This is a genomic window from Acidobacteriota bacterium (assembly GCA_040754075.1).
Lineage (GTDB): Bacteria > Acidobacteriota > Blastocatellia > UBA7656 > UBA7656 > JBFMDH01.
On the sequence record JBFMDH010000017.1, the window covers coordinates 97,768 to 115,267 of the forward strand.

Below are 17,500 nucleotides of genomic sequence, written 5' to 3' on the forward strand. Positions count from 1 at the left end.
CCGTACCAAAACATGCTCAATGAATCTCGAACGATTTAAACAAGTCGAAGCAATCTTTAATGCCGTGATTGCGCTCCCTCCAGCAGAACGCGAGAGCTTTCTTCGGGAAAGTTGCGGCGGTGATGAAGGGTTGCGCCGCGAAGTTGAATCGCTTTTATCGTTTGACGAGAGCTTCGCAAGCGTGATTGATACGCCGCCGGAATCCCTGGCTGCGGAACTGCTTGCCACGCCGCAAAGCGCGCAAATCATCGGCAACACCATCGGGCGTTATCACATCCTCTCGCTTCTCGGCAAAGGTGGAATGGGCGAAGTCTACCTCGCGGAAGACGGTGAACTGCAACGCAAAGCCGCGCTCAAATTTTTACCCACAGAATTTCTCAACAGCGAAGAACGCTTGCGCCGTTTTGTTCGTGAAGCGCGCGCCGCGTCGGCACTCAATCACCCGAACATTTTGACGATTTACGAAATCGGCAACGACAAAGGCTTGCGCTTTATCGCCTCGGAACTCGTAAACGGCATCACCTTGCGCGAAAAATTGCGAAGCGCAACGATGGTATTTACTGAAGCTTTGGAAATTGCTGCACAAATCGCTTCGGCGCTCGACGCGGCGCATGCAGGCGGCATCGTTCATCGCGACATCAAACCTGAAAACCTCATGCTCCGCCGCGACGGACTGGTTAAAGTGCTCGACTTCGGTTTAGCGAAACTGACAGAAGCAAGCCAGGATATAAGCCCGACACACTTAGACCAACACGAGCCGCTCAACTCGAAAATCAATCCGAGCGCGATGATGGGAACACCCAACTATATGTCGCCCGAACAGGCGCAGGGCTTGGCAGTTGATGCGCGCACTGACATTTTTAGTCTCGGCATCGTGCTTTACGAAATGCTCGCGGGCAAAACACCGTTTGCGGGCGAAACGGCAAGCGAAGTGATTGCGGCAATTTTGCAAAACCAACCGACACCGCTCGCTTCATTGCTTCCCGAGGTGCCGCGTGAATTGGAACGCATTGTTGAAAAGATGCTTTGCAAAAATCGCCAAGACCGCTATCAAACGATTAACGAATTACTCATTGATTTGCGCGACCTCAAAAGCGAACTCGATTTCCAGATTAAACTCGAACGTTCATCACCGGCTCAGCGAATGGAAGACCCCTTACTCAAAGGGACAAATGCTCACAGCCCTATGCGCGCAAAAGAAAACTTTAATCAGGAAGCGGCGGTCACCACCATTCGCCGGGCATCGAGAGCGGCATATTTTCTTGAACAGACAAAGCGGCATAAAACGCTTATGGTCATTTGCCTGCTGGTGAGCGCGATGCTCATCGGTTTTGGAAGTTCGTTCATCAAGCGTTCTTTCAGCAACGGTGAACCGACCCCTGTGCGCGCCTATTCAATGCCGGTGAAACAGACGCAGGTTACCACGGTGGGCGCGGTTATCGAGGCAAAAATTTCGCCCGACGGTCAATCGGTTGCTTATATTTCTCAAGAAGGCGCGCAATACGCGATTTACTTGTGGCAAGTAGCCGAAAACCGCACACTGACCATTCTCGCACCGTCAAAGGATGAACTCACCCGTTTGGATTTTGCTCCCGACAGCCAGCACATTTTCTACCGGCAGATGGATGCAATCGAACGCGGTTTTTTTCACCTTTACAGAGTGCCAACCGCTGGCGGAGCTTCCGAAAAAATCATTGCTCTCGCTGATTCGTTTATCTCGTTCAGCCCTGATTGGCGGGAAATCGCCTTCAGGAAAGAAGATTTCGACAATCAGAAATCGCAAATCCTCATCGCCAATGCCGATGGCACAGGCGAGCGGGTGATTGTCGAGCGGAATCGCGCAGAAGGGTTCACTTATGACCCGGCATGGTCGCCCGACGGGAAGACGATTGTCTGTTGGGTGAACGATGCAATCCCCGATATACAGGAGTTCTCGCTCGTCTCCATCAATGTCGCCGACGGTGCGATGTCTCCTCTCGGTTCAACGAAGTGGCGATGGCCAAATCCCCTCAGATGGATGCCGGATGGCAAAGAGTTGCTGGTCAATGCCATAGCCCATGCCGGTGAATGGTTTCAGATATTTCGGGTCGCTTTTCCGAGTGGCGACATCGAGAGAGTGACCAACGATTTCTATAAGTATGAAGGCGTCAGCCTCACGGCTGATGGGGCTTCGCTGCTTACCGTGCAAGGCAGACAGGAGACCAATATCTATGTTGCCCCGGCACAGGAGCCGATGAATTTACAGCGACTCACTGAAATGAGTGGGCTATTGTATTACGGCATTGCCTGGACGCCCGACGGCAAAATCGTCTACGGCTCAAATGCCGGAGGCAGGCGTAATATTTGGATGATGGAAGCCGACGGCAGCCATTTGCAGCAGATCACCAAGGACAGTTTCGCGAACTATGACCCCATCGTCACGCCCGACGGACGCTACATTGTTTATCAATGCGAGCGCACCGGGAGGTTCAATATCTGGCGAGTCAACATTGACGGCAGTAACCCGATTCAACTCACCAACGGCGACATCGAACTGCGTCCCTGCGTCACACCTGACAGCCGGTGGGTGGTTTTTGAAGGTAAAAAAAATGAAGTTGCCTATCTCGGAAAAGTGTCGATTGACGGCGGCGAGGTACAGGAGGTTATTCCCCAAACCTGTAATTATGCGAAAGTCTCGCCGGACGGAAAAACCGTCGCTTGCGAGTATTGGCTTGAGAGTTGGAAACCCAGCCTCTCCATCTTTCCGATAGACGGCGGCAAACCGATCAAAAGCTTTGTGCCAAGGCCCAGTGACTGGCAGTGGTCAACCGATTCGCGCTCATTAATTTTGGTCGATCACACTCAAGGGTTTTCAAACCTGTTTCGCGCCTCGCTGATAAACAACTCGCGAACACAACTCACCAATTTCAAGAACGACCGTATCTTCGCCTATGCGCTTTCGCGCGACGGCAAAAAACTCGCCATGCTTCGCGGGTCGGTATCGAGCGAAGTGATAATCATCAGCAACTTTCACTGAGCGACCGAGCGCAGATCGTGATATAAATTGAACTTTATGAAAATCAATCGTCGTAATTTTTTACTCGCCTCTGCCTCGACCGCCGGTTTACTGGCATCTGAAAGTCCTTCTGTTAAAGCACAAAAATCATCCCCGGTTAAACGGACGCAACCTTTCTCCATCGCCGGAAAAAAGGTCACTGTCTATTCAACTGCTGAAAAGACCGCTGAGCGAATCAAAGCCATCGACACCCTGACTTTCACGTCGCTTGCGCAACCGCTGGAAACTCAGGTTTGTGTCTTTATTGACCCGGCGAAAACCTTTCAAACTTTTTTAGGAATCGGCGCGGCGATGACCGATGCTTCGGCGGAAACCTTTGCCAAAATGCCCGCAACTAAACAACAGGAAATTGTCAACGCTTACTTCGATACCAAAGATGGCATCGGCTATACGCTGGCGCGAACCACCATTCATAGCTGCGATTTTTCGAGCGCCAGTTACACCTACGTCAGCGAAGGCGATAAAGCCTTGCAATCTTTTAGCGTCAATCACGACCAACAATTTCGCATTCCGTTTATTAAAAAAGCGATTGCCGCTGCGGGCGGGAAACTGACGACTTACGCTTCGCCCTGGAGTCCACCGGCATTTATGAAATCGAACAATTCCATGCTGCAAGGCGGAAAATTAAAACCGGAATTTTATCAAGCGTGGGCGAATTATTACGTGAAGTTCATCAAGGCTTATGAAAAAGCGGGCATTCCCATCTGGGGACTCACCATTCAAAACGAGCCGATGGCGACACAACGCTGGGAATCCTGTATCTACACGGCGGAAGAGGAACGCGACTTCTTAAAAAATCACCTCGCGCCAACTTTAATCAAAGCCGGTCTCGGCGCAAAAAAAATCATCGTCTGGGATCATAACCGCGATTTGATTTATCAAAGAGCTAGTACGCTGCTTGCAGACGCTGAGGCTGCAAAATATGTCTGGGGCATAGGCTTTCACTGGTACGAACCTTGGAGCGGCGGCGATGCAATGTTCGACAATGTGAAACTGGTGAATGAAAGTTTTCCCGATAAACATCTGATTTTTACCGAAGGCTGTAAAGAAGCATTCGATTTGCAGAAAGTGGACGATTGGAAATTGGGCGAACTGTACGGACGTTCAATGATTAATGATTTCAATAACGGCACAGTCGCCTGGACGGATTGGAATATTTTGCTTGATGAAACCGGCGGACCCAATCACGTTAAAAATTTCTGCTTTGCGCCGGTTCATGGCAATACCAAAACCGGCGAAGTGATTTACACCAATTCATATTATTACATCGGTCATTTTTCCAAATTCATCCGACCGGGCGCAAAACGCATCGCCTGTTCGCCGAGTCGCAGCGCCTTGCTTGCCACGGCGTTTCGCAACACAAACGGCAGCATCGCGGTTGTGGTGATGAATCGCAGCGACCAGAAAACGCCGTATTTTCTCTGGGTCGAAGGCAAAGCTGTAGAAGTCTCCAGTCCCGCGCATTCGATTCAAACGCTGGTGTTTTAAATTTCTGCCGGTTTATGCGATTGCTGAAATGATTTTGCAGGGTTATCAATCACGACCAACGCCCAAGGCATCAGCAACCCGGTTGATGTAATTAAACCATGAGGCAATCAAGGTGATTTGCAAAATTGCCGTGTCGTCGAACCCGACTTCACGCAATTGCCGGTGATGCTGTTTACCGATTTTAGTGGCGTCTTTCGTGAGTTGCACCACATATTCAACCATCACCCGTTCGGCATCAGTAATCGGCGCTGTCCGGTAATCCTTGCGTAACGCTTCAACCAAATCTTCATCCAACGTCACGCGACGCAGAAACTCTGCGTGGGACTCGATTCAGTAAAAACAACGATTGGTCACCGAAACCATAGTGGCAATCATTTCATGCTGGCGGCGCACAAGCGGCAGGTTTGGCGACATCAACGCGCCAAAAGTTGAAAAGGCATGAAAGAGGGCTTCGGGTATCAAGGTGTGCGAAGCGACGATGCCTGCGGTCTCGCCGTCAAGCGTCGGATGCACCGGTGTTTCATACTCAACCGGATAGAGATGGCGTTGCCCTGTCATTGCCTGACGCAACGTTTCATCGGCTTCGGAAAGCGGAATAGTCTTAATCCAGGTCATTAATTTTCCTCCTCTTTTAGACTCACCATCGTAGATACATTTTTGCGAAAGAACAGGAAATAGACGGGCGCGCCAAGCGCCACCACCGCTACGCCTGCAAGCGCCTGCACCGGATTATTGGCAGCAAGTAAAACCAGCAGGATAGCGCCGAGCGCGAGAAAAACAATCGGCGTCAACGGGTAGAGCGGCGTTTGAAAGGTCTTTTCTTTTTGAGGCGTCTTTCGCAATTTAAACACCGCTGCGACGGTCAACAAAATAAACCCGACGGTCACAAAAACAAAATAGGCGACGATTTGATTGAACGAGCCGAGTGCTACAAGTAGCGATGCAAGCGCCGCCTGCAAAATGATGGCGCGAACCGGCGTATGAAATCGCGGATGCAGTTGCGCCGCCGTTGATAAAAACAGCCCGTCACGCGCCATCGCATAATAGACGCGCGGCGCAGTCATCATCACCGCAAGCAGACTGCCTGAAACCGAAACAATGACGATGATTGAAAAAATTTGTCCACCGGCACTGCCGAATAAAACCTCTCCCGCCTGCGCCGCAAAGGTTTCGCCGGAAGTCGCCCGCTCAATCGGCACCAGATAAATGAACACGGCACTCGTCAATAGGTAAACCAGCGTGACGATGCTGACACCATAAGCGAAAGCTCGCGGCAACACGCGGGCAGGTTCGCGCACTTCGCCCGCAAGTTTGCTGACATCCCACCAACCACCGAATGAAAAGAACGCCGCGACCAAGCCGCCTGCAAGCGCGCCAATGAGCGGCGTCGAGCCTTCGCGTTGCGCGATGAATGGATTGAAGTTTGACCAGTCGCCCAGACGTTTGCCGAAGCCCCATAAAATGATGAAAGTGAGTAAACCCAGTTTGAGAAAGGTAAGCCAGCGCATGAGCAAGCCGCTCACTTTTAATCCGAAAATATTGGCAATCGAAAAAGCCACGATGAGGGCAATCGCTACAAGTTTTGCAGAAAAAGGAGAGAGGTTACTGACATAACCGATATAACCTGCCATGCCGCTGGCGAGCGCAGCGCTCAGCCCCGGGTCCATCACCAGAAAACATTTCCAACCGTAAACAAACGCAAGTCCCGTCCCGTAAGCTTCGCGCAGGTAAACATAGCCGCCACCTGCCGCAGGAAAACGCGCCGCGAGTTCGCCGTAACAGAGCGCGCCGCTTAATGCCATGCCGCCCATCACTAACCAGACCACCAGAATCCACATCGGCGACCCCAAAGATTTCGCCATGTCCGCAGGCGTAAGAAAGATGCCAACTGCAATGACTTCGCCGACAACCAGAGCCATTGCCGATACGAGGCTGAGTTGTCTCTTCAATCCCGCTTGTGTTGATTTGGTTTCAATCACGATGCTTTGAAAACCCAGTGCAGTAATCGTTATCTTAGGATTGTAGGGATGAAACGAATCCGGCGAATGAAATTAATCCGCCCAATCCGTCCAATCCGAAGATTAACTTTGCTATTTCAAAAAAGCATTTTCGTTTCAGGAAAACTTTTTGACTTTGAAATCAGCTTCAAAACGAAAATCGCGCTGCCAATTGAAAAGCCCGCGCGCCACCCGAACCGAATACGCCGCCCGCCGTGGTCACAGCGCGCCCGAAATTCGACGACCGCAAAAATCCGGGACTTGCGGGATTATCGCTGTCGCGCGTCAAGGTATTCGCAAATCCCGAATAATTGACATTCGATACGCCCAAAATATTCGTGACGTTGAACAGATTGAAAACTTCAATCATCGGTTCAAAGCGAACACGCTCACCCAAGCGAAAGGCTTTTGTCAGTCGCACGTCAAACGAATTGAAACTATCGTTGAATCGCGCATCGTCACTTACGAACGGCAACGGCTGTCCGTTGACGCCCCCGCCTGCATTCACTTGGGCGATGAAATCATTCAACTCTCTGCCCGTGTGAAACAGACGACCTCCGGCATTGCGTTGCAGAAGCGGAAGGCGCGAGCTGCCATCGGGCAACAGAATATCCATCGGCACGCCCGAAGCCACCGTCCAAATCGGTGAAAGCTGCAATCCTAAAGGCAATCCGAACACGCCCGAAAAGGTGAAGCGATGGCGCTGGTCATTGGGCGTCGGCGCATATTCCAATCCTAAATTCTGCGGATAGAGCGGGCCATTGGCGAAGGGAATCTGATCGTCATTGGCGTAATTGAAGGCTTTCGACAAAGTGTAAGAAGCGCGGAATTGATAATGATGCGAAAAGCCTTTTTCAAAACTGAGCAGCAAGCCGTCGTATTTTGTTTTAACGCTTGATTCGAGATTGACCACTCTATCGGGACCGCCAACCACGGGATTGAAAACCGTACCGATGGCGCGACCGATGATGAAGTGTGTGCCAAAGTTATGCAGGTAATCGGCGCGCACCGCGAAATCGCTGCCCAACTGGCGCTCAATGCCGATGTTGCTCTGTTGCACCATCGGGTTTTGCAAGCGGTTATCGATAATGTTAATGCCGCCTGCGCCTGCGCCCGGCAGAATAAATCCGGTAAACGGGTTTTGAATATTGGGCGCGATGGGCGGAAAACGCCCGGTGTTGGGGTCGATGAAAAAGACATTGCCGGCGCGAACTTCAATGGCGAGCGCGCGCCCGTCAAGCCCGCGTTCAAGCGATTGAATCTCAATGGTCACGCGGTCGTAATAGATGCCATAGCCGCCGTGAATGCTGGTGCGTCCATCCCTGGTTGACCAATTAAAACCAACACGCGGCGCAAAATTATTTTTGTCGCGTTCACGCTTGCCGCTTAAAAACGGAAGTATGAGGGGATTGAGTTCATCCACGCGGCTGACGTTTTTCACATCGGTGTCGAGTTCATAACGCAAGCCGAGATTCAAGGTGAATTGCGGATGGATGTGCCAGTTGTCCTGCACGAATGCCGCGAAATAGTTGTTATCGCTTTCGGGAAGCACCAACGCGCGCTCGGGCGTTGCGCTGCGCAGCGTCACCGCAAAGAGCAAATCGTTATCATCCACACGCCCATCGCCGTTGTGGTCGAAATCGGGGAAATCCTGAACAAATTCGATGCGCCCCTGTTGAAAAACGCCGAGGTCGAAATCCGCATCAATGCGTTGAAATTCGCCGCCGATATGCAAGGTGTGCGCGCCTTTGACAATGGAAAAAGTATCGGCAAATTGCAAACGATTCATGCGGGTTTGTTGGGGCACACGAAACGATGAACCGTCCTGCAAACTCGGAAAAGTAAATTGCGGGCTGACGGCGACCGGCAGAGTCTTGTTGATGAAATTGGTATTGCTGAACCGGAAATTATTTAAAAGCGGCGGCGAAATAATTTTCTCCCAACTGGTCACGAACGATTGATAATGATTGCTGCTTGCCTGTCTTTGCGAGGCGCTGCCGATGGCGCGAATCAAGGTGCTCGCGGTGGTGTCTTCGGCGCGTTCGAGTGAATAACGAAAGCCCAATCGGTCACTGTTGGAAACTGCCCAGTCGCCGCGCGCGGTTGCCAGCAAATCATTGAGCGGCGCGTCTGCAAAATTGCGCCTGATGGTGCGGGTTGCGGTGTCGCGTTCGCCGACCAGTACCGCGCCGTCCTGATTGCGATATTCATAAGCGCCGAACCAGAAAAGTTTATCTTTAATGATTGCGCCGCCCGCTGCCGCTGCGAATTGTTCGCGGTCAAACGGCGGGTCGGGGTTGCTGCGGTCAAAAGTCGCGGGCAAACCTTGCAGATTGCGGTCACGAAAGAAGAATGATGCCGAGCCATGAAAATCGTTCTCCCCGCCTTTGGTCACGATGTTGATGATGGATGAACCCGAACGACCGAGTTCCGCTGAAAAGCGATTGGTGGCGATTTGAAATTCCTGCACGGCTTCCTGCGAGATGTTGATGAGCGTGCCGCCGACCACATCATCATTGTTGTCCGCGCCATCAACCGTGACGTTGCCGCCGCGACCGAGTTGCCCTGCCGATGAAATCGACACCGTGTTGGTTTTCGTCGGGTCGAAATTGGGCGCGGGCGAATTGCCGGGAATCAGCAATGCCAGTTCGAGAAAGTTACGACCATTGAGCGGCAGATTTTCAATCACCCGTTTACCGATGACGCCATCAACGACAGATGTAGTTCTATCAATTTCAATGACTGGGGAAGCAATCAAGGTTAAAGGGTCAGCAACAACTTCTCCGACCGCAAGTGTGGTATCCAGCGAAACACTTTGTCCGACTTGAACCATCACCGCCTCATACGTTTTTGTCCGAAAATTTGGCGATTGAATGGTTACTTCGTAATCGCCCGGCGGCACATTGCTGATGGTGAAAAGTCCTTCGTCATTGGTTTTCGTTTCGCGCTTCAAGCCTGTGGCTTTTTGGGTAGCGGTAATTTGCGCGTCAACGATGACCGCGCCTTGCGGGTCAAGGACGCGACCGCTGAGCGTAGCGGTTGCGGCTTGTTGTGCGAAGGTGGTGGCGGCAAGCAAACAGATAAACAGCAAACGGACAATCGCCGCTTGTACTTTTTTCATGTGAACTTTCTCCTGTTTAGAAATTCCGGCGTCTGGGTCACAAATTCGGCTCTTTACCAATAGACCTTATGCTTATTCAATTTCAGCAATTCGTCCTGAATGAAACAACTCAACTCAGGGGTTACAGCGTGAAGGATTTCTATAATAAAAATGCCCGCGCAAATCTCATTCGAGAGGTTTACAGCGGGCGAATATAAAATCGGTTTTATAAAACGATTTCGCTTGTAATTATGGAGATAAAAGTTTGAAGCTGGAAATTCGCCCACTCAACTCGCGTGGCAGCATATCTGAATCGCTACAGTCTGTCATTAAACCAAAGTTCAAGCGCGCATTATATCGAATGTTATAGTTCGTCTTGCCTTGCGCATTTTGCTATGATGCAAGCCCGAAAAAACTGCCACGAAGGAGCAACTATGCAAGAGAAAAAAGCCACCTGGTACAGATGGGAAGACCTGCCAAAAGAGCCATTAACCGAAACCCTGTCGCGCCGTTTGATTTGCAGCGAGCGCATGATGCTCGCCCACGTTTACCTCGATAAAGGCAGCATCGTTCCCAAACATTCACATGAAAACGAACAGATTACTTATATCCTCAAAGGCGCACTCAGATTCTGGTTCGGCGAAAATGGCGAAGAGGTGATTGATGTGCGCGCCGGTGAAGTGCTTACTATTCCTTCGCATCTGCCGCATCGAGCCGAAGCATTGGAAGATACCCTCGATGTAGATATTTTCTGTCCGCCGCGTCAGGATTGGCTCGATAAAACCGATGATTATCTGAGGCAGAAATAAACGATGGATTTGGGACTCACAAACAAAGTCGCGTTAGTTGCCGCCGCCAGTCGCGGACTCGGACGCGCGGTTGCCGAAGAACTCGCGCAGGAAGGCGCATCGCTCATTTTATGCGCGCGCGGCGAAAAATTGCTTGAGGAAACCTGCGAAGCGATTGAGCGAAAAACTAATGTGCAAGTTATTGGTATCGCCGCAGACCTCTCCATAACGACAGAAGTTGAGCGCGTTGTCAGTCTTGGGCTTGAACGCTTCAACCGGATTGATATTTTGGTCACCAATGTTGGCGGTCCGCCTGCGGGTCAGTTTGAAACACTTTCGCCGCAGATGTGGGAAGACGCGACGCGATTATTACTCACCAGCGTGTTGGATTTAACCCGGCTCACCTTGCCACAAATGAAAGCCCGTGGCTGGGGGCGCATCCTGAACATCACGTCGATTGCCGTCAAACAACCGGTGGCAAATTTGATGTTGTCGAACAGTTTGCGCGCCGCCGTTACAGGCTTTGCGCGAACCCTGGCGAATGAAGTCGCGACCTTCGGCATCACCGTGAATAACATCCTGCCCGGCTATACGCGAACCGAGCGCGTCGAACAACTCGCTCAGGCGGTTGCTGCAAAAGATGGGGTCACGCCCGAAGAAGTTTATGCCCGTTGGGAAGCCGAAATCCCGATGAAGCGGATTGGCGAACCACGCGAGTTCGCCGCGCTTGCTGCCTTCTTGGTATCCGAACGCGCCAGTTATATCACCGGCTCGTCGATTGCCGTCGATGGCGGCTGGATTCGTTCGTTGTTGTGACGGCAGATTTTGACATCACGATTATCACGACGCCCCGAATTGCCTTTCATCAAAGCAAAAAGAGAATTCGGAACAAACGGAAATAACTAAACAAACGGCAGCAGCTAAAGATTTTTTTTCCGTCTGTTCGGTATTTCCTTGTTGTGTACGCTTCCTGTTTGGATTTCTCTTTTATTCGACAACTACGCCGCGCCAGAATGCCACGTGGTCTTTGATTTCAGCGGCGGCGTCTTTCGGTTGCGGGTAATACCACGCGGCATCTTTGTTGACTTCGCCGTTCACCACGACATTGTAATAACTCGCTTCGCCTTTCCAGGGACAGGTGCTGTGCGTGTTGCTCGGTTGGAAATATTCTTTATTGATGGATTCAGCAGGAAAATAATGATTGCCTTCGACCACCACCGTGTCATCGCTTTCGGCTAACGTTACACCATTCCATTTCGCTTTCATTGCCCTACCTCTTTAAATAATTCTTTCAATCAATAAATAGGTTTACCGATTTGGCGGTAAAATGCAAAACGGTTTTCTGCCCGCAACCCTTTGCCTTTCCGCCTTGAAGATTTCTCCGTAAAAGTTAAATGTCCGTCATTGGATGGTAAAAATTATTCTCGGATGAGGCGGATGAAACGGATAAAACGGATTCAAGAAAATCCGCCCAATCTGCCGAATCCCAAGTTAAAATTTCGCCTTTAATCGTCGCGGATTTTACTTAACGAGAAACAACTCACTTGATGAAATGAATCGTCAATGTGTGTCACTCGTCACCTTGCAAGGCATCGTGTACAATGCACGGCGATGTTTGCAGAAGTCGCTGTCCCGGTTTTCATTCGTCAAACCTTTACCTATCGCCTGCCCGGTGATATGGCGCGGCGCGCCCAAATCGGCTGTCGCGTCGTGGTTCCCTTCAATAAAAAATTACTCACCGGATTCATCGTCGCTTTGCCCGAAAATCTCGAAGGCGAATATCCCACAATGGAAATTCGCGATGTCGAAGAGTTGATTGACGAAACCCCGGTTATCGAACGCGAGATGCTCGCGCTCACCCGTTGGATGAGCGATTATTACTATGCCGCGTGGGGCGAATGCATTCGCGCTGCACTGCCCGCTGGCGCAGCGGTTGCTACCGAACAGATGCTCACCATCACCGATGCCGGACGCAGCGAACTCGCCAATTTTTCCGGCGGCTTCGCGTGGTCTTCAACCAAACATCAAGCCCTTGAACTCCTATTCAATCTCGGCACCTTGAATGTCAAAGAACTCGAACGTCAACTGCCGAAAACCCAGGTCGCCTCCCTGGTTCGCACGCTGCGTCACGCGGGACTCGTAAGCATTACGCAACGCGCCGGCGAGTCCAGACTGAAACCGAAAATGCAGAATGCGGTACGATTAAAAAGTCTGGAGTCTGGAGTCCGGTGTCCGGTGTCGGAAGAGAGCAGGCAGCAGGCAGCAGGCAGTCGGCAGTTTGAGGATTCAGGATTCAGGATTCAGGATTCAGCACCTACTGATTTAATCAATGGCAATGGTCATCAGACGAATGATGCACCGGTTTCAAGTGAACCGACGACGCCAAAATCAAACGACGACTCAGCGAAAAAAGGTCGCAAGCGGACTCCAGACTCCAGACTCCAGACTCCAGACTCGACGGCGAAGCCGATAACCGAACAACAACAACGGGTCATCGCTTTGCTTGAAGAGACCGACGAAGCGATTGCCCTCAGTGAACTCTTGGAACAGGCACAGGTTTCTTCATCAGTTGTTCGCACATTGGAAAAACGCGGCATCGTCGAGGTCTTTGCCCGCGAAGTGCGCCGCGACCCGCTCGCCCATATTAAAAGTCAACAACTCTCGCTCGTCACGCTTAACGATGAACAGCAAGAGGCGCTTGATAAGATTCTCAAACAGATTCACGCGCGCCAGTATGGAACTTTTCTTTTGCACGGCGTCACCGGCAGCGGCAAAACCGAAATCTACATTCGCGCTATGCTTGAAGCCACTCGTCAAGGACTCGGGGCATTGATGCTGATTCCTGAGATTGCATTGACGCCGATGTTTTCACGAAGACTGCGCGCGCATTTTGGCGATGCGGTTGCCATTTTGCATTCGAGTTTGTCTGATGGCGAACGCATGGATGAATGGCGGCGCATTAAAGAAGGCGAAGCCCGCGTCGTCATCGGCACGCGCTCGGCGGTCTTTGCGCCGATTGAAAACCTGGGCGTCATCATCATCGACGAAGAACACGAAACCACTTACAAACAGGACGAATCGCCGCGCTATCACGGGCGCGACACCGCGATAATGCGCGCTGTGCATAACCAGGCTGTCGTGGTCATTGGTTCGGCAACCCCTTCGCTTGAATCGTTTCATAACGCGCACATCGGCAAATACACCTACATTCGCTTGCAGACGCGCTATGGCAATCGTCCGCTTGCCGATGTGCAGACCGTCGATATGCGCGAGGTATTTAAAAAATACGGCAAGCAGCAGACCTTTTCCGATGAACTCAAACAGGCGATTAGTGAAACCTTTGAACGCAAAGAGCAGGCGATTATTTTGCTCAATCGTCGCGGCTATTCATCGTTTGCGTTGTGCCGCACTTGTGGCGAAGCCTTGAAATGTATCAACTGTGATGTGACGCTCACCTATCATCGCTACAACACCAGTTTGATTTGTCATTATTGCAATTATATGCGACCGGCGCCGAAAACCTGTCCGCATTGCGACGGGCAATACATTCAATATGTCGGCGAAGGCACAGAGCAAATCGAAGCCAAATTGAAAGAGATGTTTCCTGAAATGAGCATCGCGCGCGTAGACCGCGACACCACGCGCAAACGCGGCAGCCTCGAACATCTGCTCATGGAATTTTCTTCGGGGGCGATTGATCTGCTGGTCGGCACGCAGATACTCGCCAAAGGTCATGACTTTCATAATGTGACTTTGGTTGGGGTGATTTCGGTTGATGTCGGTTTGTCCTTGCCGGATTTTCGTTCGGCGGAACGGACGTTTCAATTGCTCACCCAGGTGGCAGGTCGCGCCGGTCGCGGAAGCCTTCCGGGTCGCGTGATTATTCAAACTTACCATCCCGAAAATTACGCCCTGCAATGCGCCAAGGCGCAGGATTACGAAGAGTTTTATTTGCGCGAAATCAGTTTTCGCCGGTCGATGCACTACCCGCCGTTTATGGCGCTCATAAATATCAACGTGCGCGATAAGGATTTTGAGCGCGCCAACGCGGCGGCGATGGATTTATCGCGGGAGTTGCGCGAAGTCGCAAAAGACGGAAGCCTGAGAATTTTAGGTCCCGCGCCCGCGCCGATTGCCCGCATCAAAGGCGACCACCGCTTTCAGATTTTAATCAAAGCCCGCAGCCGCAAACGCGCCCGCGAAGCTTTGGATTTCGCCATGCATCGGGTGATAAATGCCGGTCACAACCCGCGCTGCTTTTCCGTCGAAGTCGACCCCATCAGTTTGATGTGACGATTGATAAGCAAATAAACGGCTCAATTAGAAGTAAAGTCTATGAGAGAGCAAGTACAAAACTAACATCAAAGAGAATCCCTGAACTCTCCAGACGATTATATTGTGAGGAACAGCGACAATTAACAAAGAGGCGTTCTCAAATTACTATGCTTTATATGGTTGTTGAAAAATTTAAGCCGGGTGCGGCGGTTGAACTGTATCGTCGCGCAACTACGCAGGGGCGAATGTTACCGGATGGCTTGGCGTATGTTGCGAGTTGGGTTGATCTAAAGTTCAATACCTGTTTTCAACTCATGGAAACCGATAACGAGAATTTGTTTGATGAATGGATTCGCCATTGGCAAGACCTCGCCGAGTTTGAAATCGTTGCGGTGCGCACTTCTGCCGAAGCCTTTGAAGTCATCGCCCCGCGTCTGTGATTGGTGTGGACAAGGTTCAGAGGTTGATACGCAAAACCACCGCCCGGTATATCAACTTGAATGGTGAGCGGGTAATTTTCCGTCAGTAAATCTGGTAAACATAATTTTTCATCGCGTAAAAAAATGGCGTAACTTTCATCGCATTTACAGGGGTTTTTGATATGATTGGCTTGCACTTTCTACTTCACAAAGGAGACCGATTATGAATTGTCCGAAATGCAGCGCAATGGTTCCCGATGGTTATAAATTCTGCGTCAATTGCGGCAACCCGATGGCGACAACGACTGCGCCGGTTGGTTCGCAACCGCCGGCAACGCCACCCGCAGAGCAACCTCCGCAAGCGAGCTATCCGCAACCGCCTTATGACCCGGCGGCTTATCAACAACAGCAAGGTCAATACGGCTATCCACCGCAAGGCGGACAACAGGGCTACGACCCGAACCAGTATGGCTACGGGCAACAGGGCTATGGACAACAGGGCGGACAGCAGGGTTACGGGCAACAAGGATATGACCCGGCGGCTTATCAACAGCAGCAACAACAGTATCAGCAACAGGGTTACGGACAACAAGGCAGTCAGCAAGGAAGCGCTCACGGCATTCACATTGACGCCGATGGTCGCGGCAGCGGACGCGGTTACAGTTACGAGATATTGCATCAACCGGCGTTTTCGCTTGCGGTCGTACAACTCCAAGCCGAACAATCCATCCTCGCCGAAGCGGGCGCGATGGTTTCCATGTCCGCCAATGTCGAATTGCAATCGCAGATGAAAGGCGGAATGATGGGCGCATTAAAACGCATGGTCGGCGGTGAATCGGCATTCGTTTCAACCTTCACCGCAAGAGGCGGCCCCGGCGAAGTGGCGTTTGCACCGGGCGCACCCGGCGACATCGCGGCGCTGGAACTCAACAATCAGGCGTTTTATGTGCAGTCGAGTTCTTACATGGCTGGCGATGCCAGTTTGACCGTCGACACCAAATGGGGCGGCGCAAAATCGTTTTTCGGCGGCGAAGGGTTGTTTGTTTTGCAGGTCTATGGAACGGGACTTTTGCTGGTCTCTTCATACGGCGCGATTCATCGCAAACGGCTTGCGCCCGGCGAACGTTACGTCGTTGACACCGGACATCTGGTCGCCTGGGAAGGCACAACGCAATATCAACTGAGAAAAGCGGCGGCGGGATTTTTCCGAAGCCTGGTGAGCGGCGAAGGCATCGTCGCGGAATTTATGGGACCCGGCGAAATCTTGATTCAAACGCGGAACCTGGCGGCGCTCGCAGGCATTTTGAAACCCTTCTTCCCGTCACAAGGCGGCGGTGGCGGCGGCTTCAATATGAGTTTCGGTTCATAGAGAAAGATAAAAAATAATCGCCGAACAGACACTTGATTCGGCGATTATTTTTATAAAGATTGCATCGCCTTTTATTCATTTAGTGAAACGTTGATTCACTGAATGCCGATTTCGGTTTTGATAAATTCTTTCACCCCTTTATTGCCCGTGAGCCGCAACCACAGCGGCTTATCTTCGCCTGCCGCTTCAATCTCAAAAGTGAAAAACGGACAACAACGCCGCTCGCGGGAAATAAATTCGGCAACCGCCATCAAGGTTTTACTGTCGCCGGGAAAACCTATCGCGTACCCGTTGTCGAGTTCGCGCACCGCTTGTTTTGCTGCCTGCAAACTTTTCCAGAGCGACAGATGACGCTCGCGTTCAGCAGGCGTCAGCGCATCGAGTCGGCAATAAAAGCCGGCTTCGGTTTGATTCGTTTGGTTTTTCTCTTCGCGTCGTTGTGAAGACACATTGGCTAAGAGCGTCGCTACCGTTGCGACTATAAAGAGTGCCATCATCATGATTTTCATAATCCCTCACTTTGTGATTTTTAGTTTGACGAGCACACAGGCTTCGGCATGGTCATCGCAATGACAATTGGCGGCGCTTAGGACAAGCGCGTCGCGCATCTGTGTGAGCCGCGCAATTTTGTTTTCGATTTCGCGAATTTTAACGCGGGTGATTTCGGCGGCTTCGGCAGTTGTAAACCGCGCGGGGTCGCGCAAGGCAATCAATTGTTTAATCTCCCGCAAGGTAAATCCAAGTTCCTGCGCGTCTTTGATAAAGCGAATCATCTCGACCGCCGCTTGCGAATAATTGCGATAGCCGGATGGCGTCCTTGGCGGCGCTTTCAATAGACCGAGCCGTTCATACAAACGCACGGTTTGAATGTTTACGGCTGCCTGTGTTGCTACCTGTGAGATTCTCATCTCTCAACCTCCTTCACAGTTTGCACCCTGTACCATAGTATAAAGTCAACCACCAAAAAAAACTCAAAGGCAAAATACCGGCTCGCTAGACTCGCCGGACT

14 protein-coding genes are annotated in these 17,500 nt (G+C 51.3%); 7 read left to right on the forward strand and 7 right to left on the reverse strand.

Annotation, left to right across the window (positions count from 1 at the left end):
- Nucleotides 1-19: 19 nt before the first annotated feature.
- Together AB1757_18465 and AB1757_18470 are read left to right on the forward strand one after the other, a co-directional pair.
- The gene (locus AB1757_18465; protein ID MEW6129028.1) at nt 20-3,016 is read left to right on the forward strand and encodes a protein kinase; all 2,997 of its coding nucleotides are present in this window, start codon (nt 20-22) and stop codon (nt 3,014-3,016) included.
- A gap of 36 nt (nt 3,017-3,052) precedes the next feature.
- A complete protein-coding gene (locus tag AB1757_18470; GenBank protein ID MEW6129029.1) occupies nt 3,053-4,543 on the forward strand; it encodes a glycoside hydrolase family 30 protein in 1,491 nt (496 codons plus the stop codon).
- Between the two features lie 45 nt (nt 4,544-4,588).
- Here AB1757_18470 and AB1757_18475 read toward each other — a convergent pair whose 3' ends face one another.
- The 4 genes from AB1757_18475 to AB1757_18490 all read right to left on the reverse strand — a co-directional run bounded on the left by AB1757_18475 (nt 4,589) and on the right by AB1757_18490 (nt 9,661).
- Nucleotides 4,589-4,825, reverse strand: coding sequence for a hypothetical protein (locus AB1757_18475; protein MEW6129030.1), 237 nt, complete (start codon nt 4,823-4,825; stop codon nt 4,589-4,591).
- A gap of 48 nt (nt 4,826-4,873) precedes the next feature.
- Entirely contained in the window at nt 4,874-5,158 is a 285-nt protein-coding gene (locus AB1757_18480) for a hypothetical protein (protein ID MEW6129031.1), read from the reverse strand.
- Complete coding sequence (locus tag AB1757_18485; protein MEW6129032.1) at nt 5,158-6,522, reverse strand: amino acid permease; 1,365 nt, start codon at nt 6,520-6,522, stop codon at nt 5,158-5,160. The genes AB1757_18480 and AB1757_18485 overlap by 1 nt, the downstream gene beginning before the upstream one ends.
- A 166-nt stretch (nt 6,523-6,688) precedes the next feature.
- Nucleotides 6,689-9,661 (reverse strand): TonB-dependent receptor, encoded by a 2,973-nt coding sequence (locus AB1757_18490; GenBank protein ID MEW6129033.1) that lies wholly within the window; start codon nt 9,659-9,661, stop codon nt 6,689-6,691.
- 413 nt (nt 9,662-10,074) lie between these two features.
- Between AB1757_18490 and AB1757_18495 the strand changes: the two genes are divergently transcribed.
- The gene (locus AB1757_18495) at nt 10,075-10,449 is read left to right on the forward strand and encodes a cupin domain-containing protein (GenBank protein MEW6129034.1); all 375 of its coding nucleotides are present in this window, start codon (nt 10,075-10,077) and stop codon (nt 10,447-10,449) included.
- Between the two features lie 3 nt (nt 10,450-10,452).
- A complete protein-coding gene (locus tag AB1757_18500) occupies nt 10,453-11,244 on the forward strand; it encodes an SDR family oxidoreductase (GenBank protein ID MEW6129035.1) in 792 nt (263 codons plus the stop codon).
- Nucleotides 11,245-11,415: 171 nt separating this feature from the next.
- On the opposite strand, the gene AB1757_18505 is transcribed toward AB1757_18500, so the two are convergent.
- Complete coding sequence (locus AB1757_18505; GenBank protein MEW6129036.1) at nt 11,416-11,694, reverse strand: DUF427 domain-containing protein; 279 nt, start codon at nt 11,692-11,694, stop codon at nt 11,416-11,418.
- Nucleotides 11,695-11,991: 297 nt separating this feature from the next.
- Between AB1757_18505 and priA the strand changes: the two genes are divergently transcribed.
- From priA to AB1757_18520, 3 genes are all read left to right on the forward strand, one after another.
- On the forward strand, nt 11,992-14,721 hold the full coding sequence (gene priA, locus AB1757_18510; GenBank protein ID MEW6129037.1) for a primosomal protein N': 2,730 nt from the start codon (nt 11,992-11,994) through the stop codon (nt 14,719-14,721).
- 149 nt (nt 14,722-14,870) lie between these two features.
- The gene (locus tag AB1757_18515) at nt 14,871-15,143 is read left to right on the forward strand and encodes a DUF3303 family protein (protein ID MEW6129038.1); all 273 of its coding nucleotides are present in this window, start codon (nt 14,871-14,873) and stop codon (nt 15,141-15,143) included.
- 202 nt (nt 15,144-15,345) lie between these two features.
- Nucleotides 15,346-16,491, forward strand: a complete 1,146-nt coding sequence (locus tag AB1757_18520; GenBank protein MEW6129039.1) for a TIGR00266 family protein — start codon at nt 15,346-15,348, stop codon at nt 16,489-16,491.
- A gap of 95 nt (nt 16,492-16,586) precedes the next feature.
- Here the strand turns inward: AB1757_18520 and AB1757_18525 are convergent, their stop codons facing one another.
- Together AB1757_18525 and AB1757_18530 are read right to left on the reverse strand one after the other, a co-directional pair.
- Entirely contained in the window at nt 16,587-17,000 is a 414-nt protein-coding gene (locus AB1757_18525) for a hypothetical protein (protein ID MEW6129040.1), read from the reverse strand.
- Nucleotides 17,001-17,006: 6 nt separating this feature from the next.
- Nucleotides 17,007-17,399 carry a heavy metal-responsive transcriptional regulator gene (locus AB1757_18530; GenBank protein ID MEW6129041.1) on the reverse strand — a complete coding sequence of 131 codons (393 nt, stop codon included), beginning with the start codon at nt 17,397-17,399 and terminating at the stop codon, nt 17,007-17,009.
- Between the last annotated feature and the right edge of the window lie 101 nt (nt 17,400-17,500).